This is a genomic window from Peptoniphilus raoultii (assembly GCF_900099555.1).
In the GTDB taxonomy this organism is placed as follows: domain Bacteria; phylum Bacillota; class Clostridia; order Tissierellales; family Peptoniphilaceae; genus Peptoniphilus_A; species Peptoniphilus_A raoultii.
This window is the reverse complement of record NZ_FMWM01000002.1, coordinates 89,299-105,263: the sequence shown is the minus strand read 5'-3', so window position 1 is coordinate 105,263 and position 15,965 is coordinate 89,299. Positions and strand designations below refer to the sequence as shown.

Annotated in this window: 18 protein-coding genes; 13 read left to right on the top strand and 5 right to left on the bottom strand. The window is 31.1% G+C overall.

Going from position 1 to position 15,965, the window contains the following annotated elements:
- Positions 1-147: 147 nt before the first annotated feature.
- Positions 148-1,200 carry an enoyl-CoA hydratase/isomerase family protein gene (locus tag BQ4446_RS00490; RefSeq protein ID WP_071025609.1) on the bottom strand — a complete coding sequence of 351 codons (1,053 nt, stop codon included), beginning with the start codon at positions 1,198-1,200 and terminating at the stop codon, positions 148-150.
- A gap of 139 nt (positions 1,201-1,339) precedes the next feature.
- On the opposite strand from BQ4446_RS00490, the gene BQ4446_RS00485 reads away from it, so the two are divergent.
- The 13 genes from BQ4446_RS00485 to BQ4446_RS00425 all read left to right on the top strand — a co-directional run bounded on the left by BQ4446_RS00485 (position 1,340) and on the right by BQ4446_RS00425 (position 11,757).
- Positions 1,340-2,242, top strand: a complete 903-nt coding sequence (locus BQ4446_RS00485; RefSeq protein WP_071025606.1) for a transporter substrate-binding domain-containing protein — start codon at positions 1,340-1,342, stop codon at positions 2,240-2,242.
- A gap of 55 nt (positions 2,243-2,297) precedes the next feature.
- Entirely contained in the window at positions 2,298-2,975 is a 678-nt protein-coding gene (locus BQ4446_RS00480) for an amino acid ABC transporter permease (protein ID WP_071025603.1), read from the top strand.
- A complete protein-coding gene (locus tag BQ4446_RS00475) occupies positions 2,968-3,690 on the top strand; it encodes an amino acid ABC transporter ATP-binding protein (RefSeq protein ID WP_071025599.1) in 723 nt (240 codons plus the stop codon). The genes BQ4446_RS00480 and BQ4446_RS00475 overlap by 8 nt, the downstream gene beginning before the upstream one ends.
- 251 nt (positions 3,691-3,941) lie before the next feature.
- Positions 3,942-4,451: a copper amine oxidase N-terminal domain-containing protein gene (locus BQ4446_RS00470; RefSeq protein WP_245149628.1), complete on the top strand. Its 510-nt coding sequence runs from the start codon at positions 3,942-3,944 to the stop codon at positions 4,449-4,451.
- A 191-nt stretch (positions 4,452-4,642) separates the two neighbouring features.
- Positions 4,643-5,431: a CPBP family intramembrane glutamic endopeptidase gene (locus BQ4446_RS00465; RefSeq protein ID WP_071025593.1), complete on the top strand. Its 789-nt coding sequence runs from the start codon at positions 4,643-4,645 to the stop codon at positions 5,429-5,431.
- A gap of 93 nt (positions 5,432-5,524) precedes the next feature.
- Entirely contained in the window at positions 5,525-6,529 is a 1,005-nt protein-coding gene (locus tag BQ4446_RS00460) for an alpha/beta fold hydrolase (RefSeq protein WP_245149627.1), read from the top strand.
- A 69-nt stretch (positions 6,530-6,598) separates the two neighbouring features.
- Positions 6,599-8,563 carry a methionine--tRNA ligase gene (metG, locus tag BQ4446_RS00455; RefSeq protein WP_071025590.1) on the top strand — a complete coding sequence of 655 codons (1,965 nt, stop codon included), beginning with the start codon at positions 6,599-6,601 and terminating at the stop codon, positions 8,561-8,563.
- A gap of 11 nt (positions 8,564-8,574) precedes the next feature.
- A complete protein-coding gene (locus tag BQ4446_RS00450; protein ID WP_071025587.1) occupies positions 8,575-9,342 on the top strand; it encodes a TatD family hydrolase in 768 nt (255 codons plus the stop codon).
- Entirely contained in the window at positions 9,339-9,896 is a 558-nt protein-coding gene (rnmV, locus tag BQ4446_RS00445; RefSeq protein WP_071025584.1) for a ribonuclease M5, read from the top strand. The genes BQ4446_RS00450 and rnmV overlap by 4 nt, the downstream gene beginning before the upstream one ends.
- Positions 9,889-10,758, top strand: coding sequence for a 16S rRNA (adenine(1518)-N(6)/adenine(1519)-N(6))-dimethyltransferase RsmA (gene rsmA / locus BQ4446_RS00440; RefSeq protein ID WP_071025581.1), 870 nt, complete (start codon positions 9,889-9,891; stop codon positions 10,756-10,758). The genes rnmV and rsmA overlap by 8 nt, the downstream gene beginning before the upstream one ends.
- The gene (locus tag BQ4446_RS00435; RefSeq protein ID WP_071025578.1) at positions 10,751-11,110 is read left to right on the top strand and encodes an ArsR/SmtB family transcription factor; all 360 of its coding nucleotides are present in this window, start codon (positions 10,751-10,753) and stop codon (positions 11,108-11,110) included. The genes rsmA and BQ4446_RS00435 overlap by 8 nt, the downstream gene beginning before the upstream one ends.
- Positions 11,111-11,170: 60 nt before the next feature.
- Complete coding sequence (locus BQ4446_RS00430; RefSeq protein WP_071025575.1) at positions 11,171-11,401, top strand: glutaredoxin family protein; 231 nt, start codon at positions 11,171-11,173, stop codon at positions 11,399-11,401.
- 161 nt (positions 11,402-11,562) lie between these two features.
- Positions 11,563-11,757: a helix-turn-helix transcriptional regulator gene (locus BQ4446_RS00425; protein WP_071025572.1), complete on the top strand. Its 195-nt coding sequence runs from the start codon at positions 11,563-11,565 to the stop codon at positions 11,755-11,757.
- Between the two features lie 53 nt (positions 11,758-11,810).
- On the opposite strand, the gene BQ4446_RS00420 is transcribed toward BQ4446_RS00425, so the two are convergent.
- From BQ4446_RS00420 to BQ4446_RS00405, 4 genes are all read right to left on the bottom strand, one after another.
- The gene (locus BQ4446_RS00420) at positions 11,811-12,353 is read right to left on the bottom strand and encodes an NADPH-dependent FMN reductase (RefSeq protein ID WP_071025568.1); all 543 of its coding nucleotides are present in this window, start codon (positions 12,351-12,353) and stop codon (positions 11,811-11,813) included.
- 189 nt (positions 12,354-12,542) lie between these two features.
- A complete protein-coding gene (locus BQ4446_RS00415) occupies positions 12,543-13,553 on the bottom strand; it encodes a polysaccharide deacetylase family protein (RefSeq protein ID WP_071025565.1) in 1,011 nt (336 codons plus the stop codon).
- 118 nt (positions 13,554-13,671) lie between these two features.
- A complete protein-coding gene (locus BQ4446_RS00410; RefSeq protein WP_071025562.1) occupies positions 13,672-15,669 on the bottom strand; it encodes a YcdB/YcdC domain-containing protein in 1,998 nt (665 codons plus the stop codon).
- A 61-nt stretch (positions 15,670-15,730) separates the two neighbouring features.
- Complete coding sequence (locus BQ4446_RS00405; RefSeq protein ID WP_071025559.1) at positions 15,731-15,958, bottom strand: DUF1858 domain-containing protein; 228 nt, start codon at positions 15,956-15,958, stop codon at positions 15,731-15,733.
- Between the last annotated feature and the right edge of the window lie 7 nt (positions 15,959-15,965).

The window sequence follows — 15,965 nt, the reverse complement described above, 5'->3', positions numbered from 1 at the left end:
GTTTATTAGTTTTGGAGAAGAAAACCAGCGAGTTAAATCAAGTATTAAGAAGTCGGAAAAAGGAACTAGACGATTCTAAAGATAGAATTGCAAGACTTTTGATTAAATCAATATTTATATCCCTATCTTTAGTCAAAATTATCTCCTTTAAATATTAAATTCATTTGATTCAAGTATTTTTAAAATCTCATATTTTTTCACTTGATCAAAGGATTTTAAGGGCCATAGGGGCTTATTATCCTTATCAATCATTGATGCCCTAATGCCTTCCTTTATTCTTCCGCTTTTTATGGCATAGTCAAGAACTGCCAAATCTTTATTTAAACTTTCTTCAAAGGACCATTTTTTTTCAGCAAAATATTTTTCAAATTGAAGAAGGACCATAAAGGGAGAATAGCTTTTAAGGGCCTTATAATAATTATAGGCAAAGGAGTCGTCGAAATTTTCCTTTAAACCTTCAAAAATGGCCTTAAAATTTTTGTGAGAAAAATATTTTTCTATTTTTTCCATATTCTTGCTAAGCCTTGTGTCTTCTAAATCTTTGGCAAAATCCTTGGATTCATTTTTAAAAACTTCTAAAATTTTATCTTCGTCATTTTCCCTAGCAATTTTAAATAGCAAATTTTGAAGATTTTCATAGTCCTTGGGATCAATGTAAAGGTCGGCAAGGCCAAGACGAATTAAATCAGAGGCTTCAATACTTTCGCCAGTAAGACTAAGATAAAGGCCAATTGGGTGGGGAAGCCTAGAAAGAAAATGTCCAACTCCAGCATCAGGTACAAATCCAAGTTTTATTTCAGGCATTGCCCATTTTACTTTTCCGCTGCAAATTTTAAAATCATTATTTATAGAAAGACCAATCCCGCCGCCCATAACAACTCCAAAATAATTGCATATTATTTTTTTCTTATAATTTTTAACATATTTATGGAGGGCAAATTCTTCCTTAAAAAGTTTTAATTTATCTTCACACTCGTCATTATTTACAAAATCATAGTAGGTATTTTTTAAATCTCCGCCAGCACAAAAACCCTTGTCACCAAGGCCATCAAGCAAAATTATTTTTACTTCATCATTATTTTCCCATTCTTCAAAGACATTTTTTAAATCGCTAATCATTTGAAGATTTAAGGCATTTATATTTTTGGGTCTGTTTAAAAAAATAAGACCCACATTATTATTTATTTCCTTAATAATCATTTAATCACCATAATAAAGAATATTTGAGCCCCCAAAAAAAGTCAAGAATTTATTGATGATTTATTTCAATATTTATTTGATTTTATAGGATTAATGGTTTATAATTTAACATAATTATTTTTTAAAAGGAGGAAGCAGGATGAAAAGATTATTAACTTCTATTCTAATTTTATGTTTGACTTTAACTTTAGTTGCTTGCGGAGGAAATAAGACTCAAGGTGACAGTGCTAATGCAAATGTAAAATCTGAAAATCAGGCAACAGGTGAGAATACAAAAGAAGGTGCTGAAGCTACGGAAAATGCATCAGATTCTTCTTTAGAAGATGTTAAGGCAAAGGGCAAAATTGTTGTAGGAACAAGTGCAGATTTCCCGCCAATGGAATGGGTTTCTTATAAAGATGGCGGAGAAAAATATTTGGGCCTTGATATGAATATTGCACAGGCCATTGCTGATAAGCTTGGAGTTGAACTTGAAATTAAGAATATGGCTTTTGAAGGACTTTTAGCATCTTTAAAAGCAGGCGATGTTGACATTGTACTTGCAGGAATGGAAGCAAGTGATGACAGAAAGAAAGAAGTTGACTTTTCAGCTCCTTATTACTCAGGCGGACAAGTTATTGTAGTTAGAGAAGAAGACAAAGATCTTTATAAAACTCTTGATGATTTAAAGGGCAAAAAGGTTGGAACTCAAATTAATACCGTTCAACAAACTTATGCTGAAGAAATGTTTGGTAGCGATGCACAGGCTTATGATTTAAATAATGTTTTAATCGAACAATTAAAAAATAAATCTGTTGATGCCATATTTTTATCAGAACTTCCAGCCAAGGAATTTGTTTATTTAAATGAAGGTCTTGCTGTAATTGAAGATGTTGGAGCTCCAAAGGAAAAGGGATTTGCAGTTGCAATTAAAAAAGGAAACAATTCTCTTTTAGATGAAGTTTCAAAAATAGTTAGTGAATTAAAAGATTCAGGCCAAGTTGACAAGTGGCTTGATGAGAATATAGAACTTTCTCACCAAGAAGTTAGTGAAAGTAAGTAAAGATAAATTCCCTACTATGTAGGGATTTTTTCTTTTATATATTTTGGAGGTGACTATGGAATTTATAGATTCCCAAATTAAATTTATCCAGACTTTTATGCCTGCCTATTTAAGGGGGGCATGGGTTACAATAGAGCTTTCTCTTGTGGGTGTATGTCTTGGTCTTGCCCTAGGAATTCTCTTGGCCCTTATGAAAATATCAAAAAATAAAATTTTAGAATTTTTAGCAACATGTTATATAGAAATTGTAAGAGGAACGCCAATGCTTGTTCAAATCATGATTGTATATTTCGGTCTTAAAAAAATTATTCCGGACTCATTGGGATTTTTAAAGGCTCCAATGCTTCTTTGCTCTCTTTCAATTTCCTTAAATTCAGGAGCTTACGTTGCAGAAATTATTAGATCAGGAATTAATTCTATTGACAAGGGACAAATGGAAGCTGCAAGATCACTTGGGCTTACAAGATCTCAAGCCATGAGAAAAGTTATTTTGCCCCAAGCTGTTAAAAATATTTTGCCGGCCCTTGTAAATGAATTTATTACCCTTATCAAGGAATCATCAATTGTTTATACAGTTGGCGTTGCGGAACTTATGTATGCTGGAAAATCAATTGCATCAGCAACTTACCAAACAGTAAGGCCCTTTATTTTCGCAGCCTTAATTTATTTTATAATGACTTATAGTCTGTCAAAGGCCCTATCACTTCTTGAAAGGAGGTTGGCAAATGATTAAAGTTGAAAATTTAAAAAAATCCTTTGGACAAGTAGAAGTTTTAAAGGGGATTAATGAAGAAATAGAAGATGGAGAAGTTTTAGTTATTATTGGCCCATCAGGTTCAGGAAAATCAACTTTTTTAAGATGCCTTAATCTTTTGGAAGAACCCACATCTGGAAATATTTATTTTGACGGCCAAGACATTACGCAAAAATCCATTGATATAAATAAAATTCGTGCAGAAATGGGCATGGTTTTTCAGTCCTTTAATCTTTTTAATAACTTAAATATTATTGACAACATTACTCTTGCCCCAAAGCTAGTAAAAAATATGAAGGACGATGAGGCAAATGAACTGGCAAGAAAACTTTTAAATAGGGTTGGACTTCCTGACAAGGAAAAGGTCTTTCCTTCTTCACTTTCTGGTGGACAAAAACAAAGAATTGCCATTGCAAGAGCCCTTGCCATGAATCCTAAAGTTATGCTTTTTGATGAACCAACATCAGCCCTTGATCCAGAAATGGTTGGCGAAGTTTTATCAATTATGAAAGACCTTGCAAATGATGGGATGACCATGTCAATTGTTACACATGAAATGGGCTTTGCAAGAGAAGTTGGCGACAGAATTATATTTATGGACGAAGGGAAAATTATAGAAAGCGGAAATCCAAAAGAAGTTTTTGAAAATTCAAAAGAAGAAAGAACAAAAGCCTTTTTAGCTAAGGTTTTATAATTTAATATTAAAAATTTTAAAAGATATATTATTTAGTAATTAATTTAAATAATTGCTAATATGATATATCTTTTTTTGCATTTTTTGAATTGTAAAAGTTTTATGACAGATTGGTAAGCAATTATTTACTAATATTTCAAGGGAAATTTATAAACCGAGGTTTACTTTTATCTTAGCTATTGCAATTATCAAATTTATTAATGGAAAAGTAAAATAAATATTAAAAAAAGCTAGTGACAAATAATATCATTTTGTTATGTGTTAAGACATATGTTACAGATGGCGGAAAAGGTGCAGGTGAACAAAAAACATATTTAAAATTTGATTGGTCAAATGCCAATGAAGTAAAGGCAGATGATGCAAAAGAAGCTCCAAAGACTGATGCCAATGCAGAAGCTAAAGCAGATCAAAAAGCAAATGATGAAATAAAAATAAATGTAAATGGAAAAGGATTAAAACCTGAAACTCCAGCTTATATTGAAAATGGAAGGACAATGGTGTCATTAAGATTTATTTCTGAAGCTTTAGGCGAAAAAGTTGACTGGAAAGCTGAAACAAAAATTGTTGTCATTGGCGATAATAAGGCAAGTCTTGCTATTGGAGCAAAGGAAATTGAAGCAAATGGCAAGAAGATTACCATTGATTTTCCAGCAATTGTTAAGAATGCAAGAACTTTTGTCCCTCTAAGAGCTATTTCTGAAATTTTAGGAGCAAAGGTAGATTGGGATGGTTCTAGTAGAACGGTAAGAATAAGTAAATAGGATTAATATAATTTAATACAGCTTAAAAATATCTGTTAGGAGCGAAAACTTCGGCAGATATTTTTTTATATTAATTTTTTTGGAAAAATTTTTAAGTAAAATATAAAAAATTAAAGTGCAAATATATTTCTTAACAAAGTTTTTATACACGCTAGGTTAAAATACCAAAAGAAAAATATTTGGAGGTTAATATGAAAAAATCTAAAAGAATTTTATTTTTATTACTAGCTATAGGAGTGGGTATTTTTGACCAAGCTTTTCAAATTTTTAATTATGGTTATTTAAAAAAATATTTAGATAGAATATGTTCCGACCAAAGTTTTGCTGGGGTTGTTGGTTCTTCCATTGAACTTATAATTTTTGCGAGCATTTTCTATTTTGTTTTTTATAGGAGGGGTTCTGAATTAAGAAATTTTGATAGAGATTATAAAAGGCTTAAATTAAAAAACTATCAAATTTTCCTTATAGCTCTTGGACTTAGTGGCACTACTGAAGTTTGGCTATACATAGCAGAAAATTATTTATCTTTTATTCCAGCTATAAAAAATAGTTTAGATTTATTTAATAAGGCAATGAATTATAATCAAGGTGAGTCTTCCTTTATTTTAGCCTTGATCTATGGAACAGTTCTTGCCGCTCTTATGGAAGAATTTTTATTTAGGGGCATTATTCACAATTCTATAAAACTCTCTTTCAGGTCCAGATTGTTAGCAATTCTTTTGACGGGTATTGTTTTTGGGATTTGGCACGGAATTTTAGTACAAGCTATATATGCAGCATTGGGAGGTATATTTTTTTCTTATATCTATGAGAGGACGGGAAAAATTTCAGTAACAATAGCCATACATTTTATTAGTAATTTTATTTCTAGCATAGCCCCCGAACTTGATAAGATTTTACCGGGAACAGAAAATTTTTATGAATTAGTAACTCTTTTTTCTATTCCATTTTTATTTTATTATTTAAGAGATAAAAAATGATTTTATAAACTTAAAATAAAATTAATCACCTTTTAATAAATATATTATCCGCCAAATTATGGATTTGATGATAAAATATAGGAGGTGATTATTTTGATTTTTAATTTTTTTATTTTACTAGTCGCTCTTTGCCTTTTTCCGCAAATTATTTTTTTCTTTGACAGATTTAAAAGGAAGGATTTTATTTACAAGGAAGTTATTAATGGTGAGGATTTTAATTTTTTAGGGACTAATAATTTAAGCATTCATGGAAAAATTTATAGGGCTGAAAATGAAAGGGCCTTTGTGCAAATTATTCATGGGGCCTTGGAACATAAGGAAAGGTATTTGCCATTTATAAATTTCCTTCTTAAAAATGGTTACAGTGTGGTTATTTCTGACAATCGTGGCCATGGGGCAAGTGTAAATAAACTTTATCCCTATGGTTATATGAATTTTTGGGAGGAGATTATTGAAGATCAGCTTATGATTTCAAATTTTATAAAAATTCACTATAACAAGGATATTTTTCTTGTTGGCCATTCTTTGGGTTCTATTTTTGCAAGGCTTTATTTGGAAGATAATGATTTTAGGATAAAAAAACTTGTTTTAACGGGGACTGTTTCCTATAATCCCTTAGTTGGTCTTGGTATTTTTATAGGAAATATCCTAAATTTTTATATGGGAACAAAATCAAGGTCAAGGCTTTTAAATAAGCTTTATAATGGCGGTAGAAAAATTGAATGGCTATCTTATAATAAGAAAAATATTGAAGAGGCAAAAAAAGATCCTCTTATGCTTAAATTTTTCAGGAATAAGGGTGCTCTCACCGTTTTTAGGGCCATGAAAGAATTAAGAAATATTAAAAATTACAAGTGTCAAAATAAGAATCTTGGAATTCTATCAATAACTGGTGAGGATGACGAGGTTGTGGGAAGTGAGGAAAAATTAAAGGACTCTCTTGAAATTTTAAGAAAAATTGGATATACAAATATTTCTTATAGGATAATGAAGGGAATGAAGCATGAAGTTTTAAGGGAAGAGGAAAATGAAAAGGTCTTTAAAATTATTTTAGATTTTTTTGAAGGAAGAGGCTTAAAATCACCACAGATTGAATAAGTTAGCTTATTTTGATATAATATTTTTTTAGGAATGTAAAGTAATTTATTGTATATATATGGAGGAATTATGAAGAAGAATTTTTATCTTACAACACCTATTTATTATCCTAGCGACAATTTACATATAGGACACACTTACTGCACTGTTGCCAGTGATTGCATAAAAAGATTTAAGGAATTGGAAGGCTATAATGTATTTTTCACAACAGGTTCTGATGAGCATGGTCAAAAAATTGCCACTAAGGCAAGTGAAGCTGGTATGGAACCCAAGGAATATGTAGATAAAATTGTGGCAAATATTAAAAAGCTTTGGGAAATGTTAGATATAAAATATGATGCATTTATTCGCTCCACTGATCCTAGGCACGAAAAAGATGTGCAAGATATTTTCCAAAAGCTTTATGACAAGGGAGATATTTATAAGGGTGAATATGAAGGCTATTATTGCACGCCCTGCGAATCATTTTGGACTGAAGCCCAATTAAATGAAAATCACACTTGCCCCGATTGCGGAAGGCCAACTCAACTTACAAAAGAGGAATCTTATTTCTTTAGGCTTTCAAAATATAAGGATAGACTTTTGGACCTTCTACAAAATAATGATGAATTTACAGAACCTGCCTTTAGAAAAAATGAATTAATTAGAAATTTTATAGAAAGCGATGAGGGCCTGGAAGATTTATCTGTTTCTCGTTCTTCTCTTGACTGGGGGGTTAGAGTTCCCTTTGATGAAAAGCACGTTATCTATGTTTGGATTGATGCTCTTATTTGTTATCTTTCAGCAATTGGATATGGAGATGACAAGGAAAAATTTGAAAGTTTTTGGCCTGCCGATGTGCATTTAGTTGGCAAGGAAATTTTCAGGTTTCATGCTCTAATTTGGCCAGCACTTTTAATGGCTCTTGATCTTCCACTTCCTAAAAAGATTTTTGGTCATGGCTGGATTTTATTTGACAATGATAAAATGTCAAAGTCAAAGGGAAATGTAATCTATCCTGAACCCATTATAAAATTATATGGTGTTGATGCCTTAAAATACTTTCTTTTAAGAGAATTTTCTTTTGGTTCTGACGGTTCTTTTAGCAAAGAAAAATTTATGCAAAGATTAAATTCAGATCTTGCCAATGACCTTGGAAATTTACTTTCTAGAACTGTTGCCATGGCTATTAAATATAATGAAGGTATAATTGAAGATAAAGGCGTGAAGGATGGTCCGGATGATGATTTAAAAGACCTTGCCCTTTCAGTCAAGGGAAAGGTTGAAGAAGCCATGGAACACTTCCGTTTTAATGTCTGCCTTGAAGAAATTTGGAAATTAATTAGAAGGTCAAATAAATATGTTGATGAAACTGAGCCTTGGATTTTAGCAAAGGATGAAAGTAAAAAAAACAGGCTAAATACTGTGTTATATAATCTTTCAGAATCCCTAAGAATTATTTCTATTTTAATAAATCCCTTTATTGCCAACACTTCAAAGGAAATTAGGAGGCAGCTTGGACTTGAAGAAGAAATTTCTTGGGAAGATGCAAAGGTCTGGGGACTTATTAAAAAGGCAAAGGTAAATAAGGGAGAAGTTATCTTCCCAAGGCTTGATATTAAAAAGGAAATTTTAAGACTTGATGAGGAAAATGCAAAACTAATGGAAGAAAGGGCAATTTCTAAAAAGGCTGAAGAAAAAGAAGAAAAAAATGCTAAAGCTTTTAAGGATGAAATAGCTTTAGATGATTTTAATAAACTTGACATAAGACTTGCCCTTGTGGAATCTGTTGAAGATCATCCAAATGCAGATAGGCTTTATCTTTTAAATTTAAAAATAGGAAACACAAAAAGACAAATTGTTTCAAATATAAAGGACAAATATACTAAGGAAGAATTAACTGGTAAGAAAATTTTAGTTCTTTGTAATTTAAAGGCCCATAAATTTAGGGGAATTGAATCACAAGGAATGCTCCTTGCCTGCGAAGATGAAGATGGAAAATTATCCATTGCTTCAACTCTTGCAGATATTAAGGACGGAGCAATAATAAGTTAGGAGTTGTAAAATTGATAGATTCTCATGCACACCTTGATGACGAAGCCTTTGACGAAGATAGGGATGAAGTCATTAATGGTTTATATGAAAATGGCATAGATTTTATTGTAAATATTGGCTGTGATTTAAAGTCATCAGAAAAATGTTTTGAGCTTTCAGAAATTTACGAAAATATTTATGCAACTGTGGGTGTTCATCCTCACGATGCCAAAACTTATGACGATGATCTTGAAAAAAGACTTATAGAACTTGCAGGCGGAAAAAAAATAGTTGCCATTGGCGAAATAGGTCTTGATTATTTTTATGATAATTCGCCAAGAAATGTCCAAAAGGAAATTTTTAAAAGGCAGCTTGCCTTGGCAGGAAAGCTTAAGAAAAATGTTGTTATCCATTCAAGAGAAGCATCTCAAGATACCTTTGATATTTTAAAAGATGCCCATGAAAAATATGATTTCACAGCAGTCATCCATTGCTATTCTCAGTCTGTTGAAATGTTAAAGGAATATTTAAAAATGGGAGATTATATTTCTCTTGGTGGTGCTGTTACCTTTAAAAATTCAAAAAATCCCAAGGAAGTTGCCAAGGTCGTACCTCTTGAAAGGCTGCTTTTGGAAACGGACTGTCCCTATATGACACCTGTTCCCTTTAGGGGCAAGAGAAATGAGCCTAAATATGTAAATCTAGTTGCAGAATATATTGCAAAGCTTAGGGACATGACAAAAGAAGACCTTGTAAAAATAACTGATAGCAATACAAAGAGGTTTTATAATATTTCATGATTCATATAGACGATATTATTGTTGTGGAAGGTAAGGATGATATAGCTGCCGTAAAAAGAGCAGTGGACTGTGAAATTATTGCCACTCATGGTTTTGGCTATGGCAAAAGGCTTTTGAAAATTTTAGAAGAGGCATCTAAGAGAAAAAATTTAATAATCTTTACTGATTCAGACTATATGGGTTCCCAAATAAGAAAGGATTTGGCAAGGCACTTTCCCAAGGCCAAGCACGCCTACCTTTCCCAAGAAAAATCAAATAGAGATGGGGATATTGGAGTTGAAAATGCAAGCCCAAAGGATATTTTAGAGGCCCTAAAAAATGCAAGGGCCCAAAAATCTGAGAAAAAAATTTCCTATAATCTTTATGATTTAAGGGATAATAATTTAATTGATGGGGAAAATTCATCAGAAAGACGAAAAAAATTTTGCGATATTTTGTCCATAGGCTATGGCAATGGCAAAAGTCTTTTAAATAAATTAAATGCCTATGACATTTCAAGGGATGAATTTCAAAAGGCCCTTGATAAAATAATTAAGGATGAAAACAATGGATAGGTTATTTAAAATAAGCCGCCTTAAGGAAATTCTAAATAAATATGACTTTAAATTTACAAAAAGTCTGGGTCAAAATTTTTTAATTGATGGAAATATAGTAAAAAAAATTGGCGACGCAGCAGACCTTTGCGAAGATGATTATATTTTAGAAATAGGGCCCGGCATTGGGACCTTAACTGAAGAACTTTCTTTAAGGGCCAAAAAAGTTATTTCTGTTGAAATTGATGAAAAATTAAAAGAGCTTTTAAAGGAAACAATACCCTATGAAAATGTAGAATTTATTTTTCAAAATTTTTTAAAGATAAGTTTAAGGGAAATTGAAGAGGAAAAATTTGGAGGCAGGCCTTATAAGGTTGTTGCAAATCTTCCTTATTATATTACAAGTCCCATAATAGAAAAAATTTTGACAGAGGGGGAAAATTGCAAGTCAATTACAGTTATGATTCAAAGGGAAGTTGCTGAAAGATTTGCTGCGAAAAAGTCTACAAAAGATTATGGATCTCTTTCAGTTTTTATACAGTTTTTTTCAGACCCTATCTATAATTTCACAGTTTCAAAATCCTGTTTTATTCCCAAACCAAATGTTGACAGCGGTCTCGTCACTTTAAAAACAAAAAAAGATTTGCCAACTATAAATAGGGACGAATTTTTTAAAATTGTGAGGGCTGGTTTTTCTAAAAGGAGGAAGACTCTTTTAAATTCTCTTTCCAAGTCGGCCCTAAATTTGGATAAGGATATGGTGAAAAAAGCCCTTAAAAATTCAAATATAGATGAAAATAGGAGGGCAGAAAGTTTGGGAATGGAAGAGTTTATGGCCCTATATGAAAACTTTAAGAATTTGGAGGAAGACATTAATGGATAATAAATTTATGAAAGATGTCAATGAAGAGTTTATTTCTGAAGTAAAAAAATTTATTGCCGATGAAGACCTTTTGATTTATCTGTCACAAATTTTTAAGGCCCTTTCGGATCCAACAAGGCTAAAAATTATTTATGCCCTAAGCAAGGGCGATTTGTGTGTTTCGGATCTTTCAGATCTATTAAATATGAGTCAGTCTTCAATTTCACATCAGCTGGCCCTTTTAAGAAGCCAAGAATTAATTAAGGCAAAAAGAGTTGGAAGACTTGCCATCTATTCACTTGATGATGACCACGTCTTATCAATTTTTAATCAAGGTAAAACCCACGCTGAACATAAAAAATCAAATAGATGATTGAATTGTGTTTTGTAGGGTAAAAATATAAATAAGGAAAAATGAAAAGGAGGAAAGGAAATGAGTAAAGTTACAGTATATACATCTACTACTTGTCCATATTGCTCAATGGCTAAAGAATATTTAAAAGAAAGGGAAATCCCCTTTGATGAAAAAAATGTTCAAGAAGACAAAGAAGCAAGAAACGAATTAATGGCAATGGGATATACAGGAGTGCCTGTAATCTGCATTGATGATAAGCAAATCGTTGGATTCGATAAGGCAAAAATGGATGAACTATTAAACAAATAATTATTATAATTGGGAGTTACTCTTTATGGTAGCTCCTTTAAATTATAAATTTTTAATCAATATTTTATAGATTTTCTAAATGAAATATATTAAAATAGTTAAAGACATTAAAACGTTGGTTTACGTGCCATATTACTATATTAAATGAGGGGGAAAAAAGAGTGTTAAAAAATAATATACTTGAAATTAGAAAAAAGAAGGGAATAACTCAAAAACAAATTGCAAATGCTGTAGGAACTACACCGCAATTTATTAGTAAACTAGAACTTGGAATTTCGAATCCATCTTTGACAAAGGCTTTTGAAATTGCAAACTTTTTAGAATGCAGCATTGAAGATTTATATACCTTAGAATAAAAAGCAAATGACTATTAATAAAAAATTAATAGTCATTTTTTCTTTATTTTTATTTATCTTTCAATATATTTTAAGAAAGCTTCAATTTGCTTATCAATATAAGATTCATTTTTAGAAAAATCAACTTTTCCATCTTCATCTTCTTTTGCTCCTGCAATTGTAAGTCTTCTTTCATTCATAATATCAAGATTTAAGAAAGATAGTAAAGTAACTAAATGATCCTGCGCAAGGGCTGTGCCGTTTGATCCAGGGCTTACGCCACTAATGGCAACTGGCATTTTTTGAAGGATGGGATTATTTACGCCATGGACAGGTCTTGATAACCAGTCAATTACATTTTTTAAGGAGCCTGAAAAGAAATGATTGTATTCAGGGCAGAAAATCCAAAGAGCATCTGATGCTCTTACTTCGTCACGAATTCTCTTTACTGTTTCGGGTTCTGGAAATTCGTCATCCTGATTTAAAAGTTTTAAATCAGAATATTCAAGGATTTTAAAATCTGCTCTTCCTTCTAATTTTTTTCCAACAACTTCTGCAAGCTGTCTATTATATGATCCCTTTCTTAGGGAGCCAACTATTGCAAGTATTTTTTTCATTATATCTCCTTTCAAATTCGATATTTATTTAATACCCTAAAAAAATTAAAAAAACTTATTATTTATTAGCTTTTCCAAGATAAGTGAAATATTATTTTATAATGTAGAGAAAAATATTTAGATGAAAAAATAGGAGCAGTCCATTTTTTAACAAAGCCTTGGACAGCCCCTATATAAATATTTATTATTTTATTTTAAAATCCCAAATTTATAGCCTTCTGATTTAAAATAATTTATAACTTCCGGCAGGGACTCTACAGTCAATTCTTTTCCAGTGGCATCATGGGCCAAGACGACTGCAATTTTTGTGTTGGAATTTTTAGCAAGATTTTTTTCAACATAGGCAACTTGTCCCTCTGCTGTTGTTGGTCTTTGGCTTTTAACTTCTGCATCGCCAACAAGAGTGTTCCAATCAATCCAGTTCACTCCATAATTTTTTAAAGCTGAATCGGCAGATGCAGTATTTTCCCAAGACATATGACCGCCTGGATACCTAAAAACACTTGACTTAAAGTTAGGACCAAAAAATTCTGCAAGTCTTTGGTCCGTTGCCTTAACTTCATTTAAAATTGCACCAGGGTCGCAAACTCTTCCAGGATATAAAGTTTTGTAGTCATGGGTGTAGGAATGAGTTGCAATTGAATTTCCCTCATCTAAAATTCTTTTCATTATTTTATAATGCTTTTTATTTATGGACTTACCAACTAAGAAAAAGGTAGCGTGAACATTATTTTCCTTTAAAACATCGAGAATTTTTGGTGTTATGTTTGTATTTGGGCCGTCATCAAAGGTTAAAAATACAATTTTTTGATTTCCCTTATAAGAATTATTTTTAATATAGGAATTTATTTCTCCTGCATTATAGGCATAAGCTGAGGCCATATTTTGGTGATTTGAACCCTTTACAAGAAAGTGTCCCTTTAAGGAATTAACTTTCGTTAGGGGTATTTTTGCAATGTCAAAGGAACTTTTTAATTTTTTATTAGAAACAAGTCCTAAATTATTGTCTATATACCACTCCATGGCAGGGCCTAAATTCATTTTTGATAATTTTTTATTATGGATTTTTTGGCGTGAGCATGATCCTATTAAAAATATAATTAGAAGAAGAGAGCCAATAGAAATTATCTGTCTTTTTCTTTTTCTAATCCTTGCCCTTCTTTTTCTTATTAATTGTCTTTCCAAAATTTTGTCTTCCATGTCAAACCTCCATTGTTACTATAACCCACAATCCTTTAAGATTCAATTACAAATCTGTTACAATTCTAGAATTAAAAAATGAGCCATAATAATAGCTCATTTCTCTTAAATATTAATTTTATCTTGAAACTTTTTCTGTATTATAAAAGGTATATAGCAAGTCTTCTATTGTTACATTTTCTTCCGGATTTGCTTTTGTATCAATTATATTAAAGCCCTTTGCCAAAATATAATATTTTTCATAATTTCCTAAAGATTTTTGATTTTCAAAAATATTATCCTTAAAAATCCCATTAAGTTTTAAAACTTGACTATTTATATTATTTTTGATTAAAAATTCCACAAGGTCTTTTTCCTTTAGGTCCTTATTTAAATCTTCTTTTTTAAAAGCTGAATCTTTTAAAATATAATCATCAACTTCTCCGATGTCATTTGCTGAATAGTTTAGGGAAAGAAGGTCAATAACTTTGGCCTTGTCCTTTAAATTTCTATTTACAAATCCATAGCCCATGTACTTTAGATTTTCTATTATTTCTTTATTTTTTGCCTTATCAAGGTCGGGGTAGGAAATTTGATTTTTAAAATCTACAATTCTGCCATTTGCATCAACAATCAAGCCCTTTTCATTTACAGATGGGGTGTCTGTATTTAGAGATGTGTAAATTAATTTTATGCCCTTGGAAGTCAGGGTATATATTTTAGAAAATTCGCCAGAATTATAATAAATTTCTTCTGCTCTTTCCTTAGATATTGCCATTTTATCCTTAGGAAATTCTATATTTGATTTTGAAAATTGAAAATTTTCCACAGATTTTGTCTTTGGATTGACATCTACCCTAACTCCGTTATTTATTACAAGCCTATTATTTACATATCTAGGAATATAAACTGACCAATTTGAAACAGAAGCCTTTTCAAATTTAATTTCTTCATCTTTTAGATATTTTTTTGTAAAGTCTTTGGCAATTTTTAAGACTTCATTATCTTTTAGCTTAGTCCCATCTATATTTTCAGATTCTTCACTAAAAAAGTTATAGGACTGTAAGTTTAAATTTTTGGCATCTAAAACAAGCTCTCCATTTTTATTTTTATCATCTACCCTAATGGAATAATAGTATGAATTGTCAGAGCTTTTTAATTTTGCTGAGGAAATTTTTGTCCCCTTAGGGAAAATTTCCTTGGCAATTTTTTCTGCATCTGCTTTAGTCTTTAAATTTTTAATATTGTCAAGGGTCTTTTCTTCTACAGATGTTAAAGAAATGGATCCGTCATAAGATTTAGCCGCCTCGTCCTTGGCATATAAGGAATCATATTCATCATTAGTTTCTGTAAGTTTTCCAGTTTCACCATCTATGGCCTTAAAATTAAAAATTGTATATAAGTTGTCAGTCTTTGAATTATTAATAAGATAAGATTCTTCAAAGGGCTGAAGTTTTTTTGAAGCTTCCTTTGCAGCATCTAGGCCTATATCTTTAGAAACCTTAAAATCTTCGTCCTTTAAATAGGCAAGGGCATATGGATTGGAGAAATTTTTCACAATGCTAGTTATTTTTTTATCCCTGAAAGAATAAGTAACATAAATTGTCCCTTCGGGAAAGGGAGTATTATTAATATATTTTTCATAGGTTAAAGAAACTTCTCCACTATTTCCTTGGATATGATAGTCCGTAAATTTATAGGAATCTTTAAAGTTCTTATAGATTTTTGTCAAAAGTTCATCAGATGCTTTTAGTGCTTCCTTCTTGTCAATGGTGTAGGATTTTGAATTATTGTCATTTTCCTTATAATTATAGTTACTATAGGATAAGATATCTCCTTCACTTGTAGTTTCAATATTTATGCTGCCAAGGTTTTCATCTTCCCAAGAATAATAATAATAAACTTTTCCCTTTATCCTATCTTTTAAAAATTTAGGTGCGTTTTCAGTAAAAATTTGATTTTCAGAAATATTAAAATCCTTATACTCCTTGTCAATAGCAAATAAATTCTTTAGCCTTACAAGTTCAGTCTTATTAAAAGTTTCTGCCCCGGCTTTTTCCTTTCCATATGCAAAACTATATACAGAAAAACAGAATATCCCTAGGACTAATAAAATTATATATAATATTTTTTTCATAAATTTCTCCTTATAAAATTATGTATAAAAAAAGGCAGAATAAATCTGCCTTATCTATCTTTTATTCTTGTGTAAGATTTACACTTTCTTCAGCATTTTTTTCTTCAGCATTTAAGGCATTTAAAATTATATTGGGGTCAATACCATGAACCATTGCCGCTTCTTCAAGACTTTCCATTTGTGAAGCAGGACACATAATACAGCCCATACCGAAAGACATTAATGTTCCTATTGATTGAGGCTTTATTGAAAGGATTTCTCCAATAAGCATATCTTTTGTTATTTTCATTTCAGCA

Bases quoted from the DNA above. Each gene is read 5' to 3' on its own strand.
- BQ4446_RS00480 (WP_071025603.1), top strand. From the start codon at position 2,298: ATGGAATTTATAGATTCCCAAATTAAATTTATCCAGACTTTTATGCCT.
- BQ4446_RS00485 (WP_071025606.1), top strand. From the start codon at position 1,340: ATGAAAAGATTATTAACTTCTATTCTAATTTTATGTTTGACTTTAACT.
- BQ4446_RS00405 (WP_071025559.1), bottom strand. From the start codon at position 15,958: ATGAAAATAACAAAAGATATGCTTATTGGAGAAATCCTTTCAATAAAG.
- BQ4446_RS00465 (WP_071025593.1), top strand. From the start codon at position 4,643: ATGAAAAAATCTAAAAGAATTTTATTTTTATTACTAGCTATAGGAGTG.
- rsmA (WP_071025581.1), top strand. From the start codon at position 9,889: ATGGATAGGTTATTTAAAATAAGCCGCCTTAAGGAAATTCTAAATAAA.
- BQ4446_RS00420 (WP_071025568.1), bottom strand. From the start codon at position 12,353: ATGAAAAAAATACTTGCAATAGTTGGCTCCCTAAGAAAGGGATCATAT.
- BQ4446_RS00430 (WP_071025575.1), top strand. From the start codon at position 11,171: ATGAGTAAAGTTACAGTATATACATCTACTACTTGTCCATATTGCTCA.
- rnmV (WP_071025584.1), top strand. From the start codon at position 9,339: ATGATTCATATAGACGATATTATTGTTGTGGAAGGTAAGGATGATATA.
- metG (WP_071025590.1), top strand. From the start codon at position 6,599: ATGAAGAAGAATTTTTATCTTACAACACCTATTTATTATCCTAGCGAC.
- BQ4446_RS00410 (WP_071025562.1), bottom strand. From the start codon at position 15,669: ATGAAAAAAATATTATATATAATTTTATTAGTCCTAGGGATATTCTGT.
- BQ4446_RS00490 (WP_071025609.1), bottom strand. From the start codon at position 1,200: ATGATTATTAAGGAAATAAATAATAATGTGGGTCTTATTTTTTTAAAC.
- BQ4446_RS00475 (WP_071025599.1), top strand. From the start codon at position 2,968: ATGATTAAAGTTGAAAATTTAAAAAAATCCTTTGGACAAGTAGAAGTT.
- BQ4446_RS00435 (WP_071025578.1), top strand. From the start codon at position 10,751: ATGGATAATAAATTTATGAAAGATGTCAATGAAGAGTTTATTTCTGAA.
- BQ4446_RS00415 (WP_071025565.1), bottom strand. From the start codon at position 13,553: ATGGAAGACAAAATTTTGGAAAGACAATTAATAAGAAAAAGAAGGGCA.